Source organism: Terrisporobacter othiniensis (assembly GCF_000808015.1).
In the GTDB taxonomy this organism is placed as follows: Bacteria; Bacillota; Clostridia; order Peptostreptococcales; family Peptostreptococcaceae; genus Terrisporobacter; species Terrisporobacter muris.
In genome coordinates, this window is the sequence record NZ_JWHR01000066.1 from 1 (window position 1) to 2,643 (window position 2,643).

Sequence of the window (2,643 nt, forward strand, 5' to 3'; positions counted from 1 at the left end):
CAAATATATAATAGAATAATTAATAAAAATATATTTCAAAAAAATGTGTAAATTATTTGAAAATGGCATATAATTAAATATGTAGTAAAAAAATAAAATAAAAGCCTTATAAAAAGGTTAAGGAGAATTATTAAATGACAAACGGAACAGTAAAATGGTTTAACAATGACAAAGGATTCGGATTTATATCAGTAGAAGGTGGAGATGATGTATTTGCACATTTCTCAGCTATAAAAAGTGATGGATACAAGTCATTAGAAGAAGGACAAAAAGTTAGTTTTGACATAGTTCAAGGTGCTAGAGGACCTCAAGCAGAAAATATAACTATATTATAATACATATATAGATTGTATAGAAAAAAGACCCATTGGGTCTTTTTTTAGTATGTAATTTAAAAAAGTACCATTATGGGTATAATTATAAATAACTAAAAGATATTTATAAAGAGATAAATATTAATTTATAAATGGGGAGGAATAAAGATGGATTTAAAAGAAATAATGCAATATGATAATTTTGTAGTAGCAGGAGATACTTTAAATGAAGAAAAATACGCATATAAAATAAAACATGAATTAATAGATAATGGTTATAAAGTGTACTCTGTAGGAAAAGAATTAAAATCTTTAAATGATATAGAAGAAGAAGTAGACATACTTGATTTATGTATAAATCCTCCAGCAGGATTAAAATTATTAAAGGAAAATAAGAAAAAATTTAAGGGAGTAATAATTCAACCAGGAGCTGGCAGTGAGGAAATCACAAAGTTTTTGGATGAAAATAATTATAACTACATGGATGGATGTTTATTAGTAGGCATTAGACTTTATCCCAAAAATGTAACTAAAATGTATAAAAAATAAAAAATGTGTTTATAATCAAACTATACTACTTAATATTATTTTAGTGTATTTATACAATATATTCATATACTCCTTATTATAGCCTTGAGTTCGGATTTCAAGGCTATTTTTTATTGTAAATTGGTAAATAATGTAGTACCAGGATTTGAAAACTGTGTAATATTAATACTATCATTACCAAAACTAGGTGCGAGCTTTGTAGACTACATAATAACAATGAGGGAAAAAGGAAGAACAACAAAAGGATTTGGTGTATATGCATATTGGACTCCTACAGAAACTATGAATTTGGAAAATATAAATACCAACCATTGGAAGGTTATGAACTTTCATATATCTATTCAAAAGACTGCAATAGGGATGTTATATTATAGAATTTGTTATGTATAATAGAATAATTCAATTAAAAATAAGTGGAATATCTCACTTGATACGCCACTTATTTTTTACTAGATAAGATATTACTCACCCAAATATATCTTACATATATAATTTGAACATTTAAATTCAACTTAATAGACAATTTATAGAATCATTTAGAAATACAAGTGTATCTCGTCCTTTACCCTTACTTTTTGACTCATAAAGTGCCTTGTCACTATATTTATAAAGCTCATTATAGTCTGTTGTTTTCTCATTAAATATACAACACCCAAGACTAATATTTATATGCTCATTGTTAATAGAAGAAATTTTTATTGCCCTTATTTTTTCATATAAATTGCCTATAGCTTTTTTGTATTGCAATTCGTCTACGCAGCCAACGCTATATATAATAAATTCATCTCCACCCATTCTAAAAAAAACATCATTATTTGATAAACATGTTCTAGTAACATTTGCAATTTCTTGCAATACTTCATCCCCACAACTGTGTCCATAAGTATCATTAATATGTTTAAAATTATCAATATCAAAAATACAAAATGCTCCGTATACTTCCTGGTTAATTAGTTTAGTTATTTTTTCCGCACCTATTCCACGGTTATATATACCTGTAAGAGGATCAATCTCGGATTTTTCACGAACTTTTATGTAATTTTCAACATTTTCGAGTCTATCTTTTAAAATGAAAAAATTCACTCCAATTGCCAAGATATAAAATGCTACTATATCAATAAAATCTTCCATAAACAGCTCAAAATCCTTTGCAATATAACAACATATACAATAGACTAGGGCAATTATTGTAATATATAAAAATATTCTCCAGGGCTTATCTAATATGAACAGTGGCAAAACACATATAAAAATCATAATAGTTATTGATGGCTCAGTTGTATCTAAAAAGGTTCCTATTAAGATTGCCATAATCATAACAGGAGTCACTGCAATATAAAATATAAGTGTAATATGCTTTATATTTTTTTTCTCGATAACTTTTTCCAAATAAATCATACAAATAAAATAACAAGCGAATATAAGAAACTCCATATTAAATGTGATGATTTTTTTTAATAATAAACTAAATAGAAGCATTGCTATGGAAATAGATAGGCCAACAATAGAAAAATGTCGAAAGCTTTTATAATTTCTAGTTCTAATCTCATCTAAGTATAAATGTGAATTTTCAGCTAGAAAATCCTTCTTAAGTTTTTGAAACATCTTTTTATCTTCCCTTTTTAAATTTATTTTAGTTTATATACATTTTACCTTAAAAATATAGTAAGTCAAGTAATTGAAAATGGTTGACTACAATGATTATTGATAAAGTTCTTGAAAATTTATATAAATAAAAAATTAAATAGAAAGCTATTTAGATATTTAAATTATTAAAGAT

4 protein-coding genes are annotated in these 2,643 nt (G+C 25.5%); 3 read left to right on the forward strand and 1 reads right to left on the reverse strand.

Going from position 1 to position 2,643, the window contains the following annotated elements; translation table 11 throughout:
• Window positions 1-134 precede the first annotated feature (134 nt).
• The 3 genes from QX51_RS06890 to QX51_RS20880 all read left to right on the forward strand — a co-directional run bounded on the left by QX51_RS06890 (window position 135) and on the right by QX51_RS20880 (window position 1,253).
• The gene (locus tag QX51_RS06890; protein WP_039679172.1) at window positions 135-335 is read left to right on the forward strand and encodes a cold-shock protein; all 201 of its coding nucleotides are present in this window, start codon (window positions 135-137) and stop codon (window positions 333-335) included.
• Between the two features lie 147 nt (window positions 336-482).
• The gene (locus tag QX51_RS06895) at window positions 483-863 is read left to right on the forward strand and encodes a CoA-binding protein (protein ID WP_039679173.1); all 381 of its coding nucleotides are present in this window, start codon (window positions 483-485) and stop codon (window positions 861-863) included.
• Window positions 864-983: 120 nt separating this feature from the next.
• Complete coding sequence (locus QX51_RS20880; RefSeq protein ID WP_039679174.1) at window positions 984-1,253, forward strand: cupin domain-containing protein; 270 nt, start codon at window positions 984-986, stop codon at window positions 1,251-1,253.
• 117 nt (window positions 1,254-1,370) lie between these two features.
• Here the strand turns inward: QX51_RS20880 and QX51_RS06905 are convergent, their stop codons facing one another.
• Window positions 1,371-2,468, reverse strand: coding sequence for a GGDEF domain-containing protein (locus QX51_RS06905; RefSeq protein WP_039679175.1), 1,098 nt, complete (start codon window positions 2,466-2,468; stop codon window positions 1,371-1,373).
• Between the last annotated feature and the right edge of the window lie 175 nt (window positions 2,469-2,643).

What these genes read in the sequence shown, in the direction of transcription:
- QX51_RS06890 (WP_039679172.1), top strand. Translation starts at nt 135, where the DNA reads ATGACAAACGGAACAGTAAAATGGTTTAACAATGACAAAGGATTCGGA.
- QX51_RS06895 (WP_039679173.1), top strand. Translation starts at nt 483, where the DNA reads ATGGATTTAAAAGAAATAATGCAATATGATAATTTTGTAGTAGCAGGA.
- QX51_RS06905 (WP_039679175.1), bottom strand. Translation starts at nt 2,468, where the DNA reads ATGTTTCAAAAACTTAAGAAGGATTTTCTAGCTGAAAATTCACATTTA.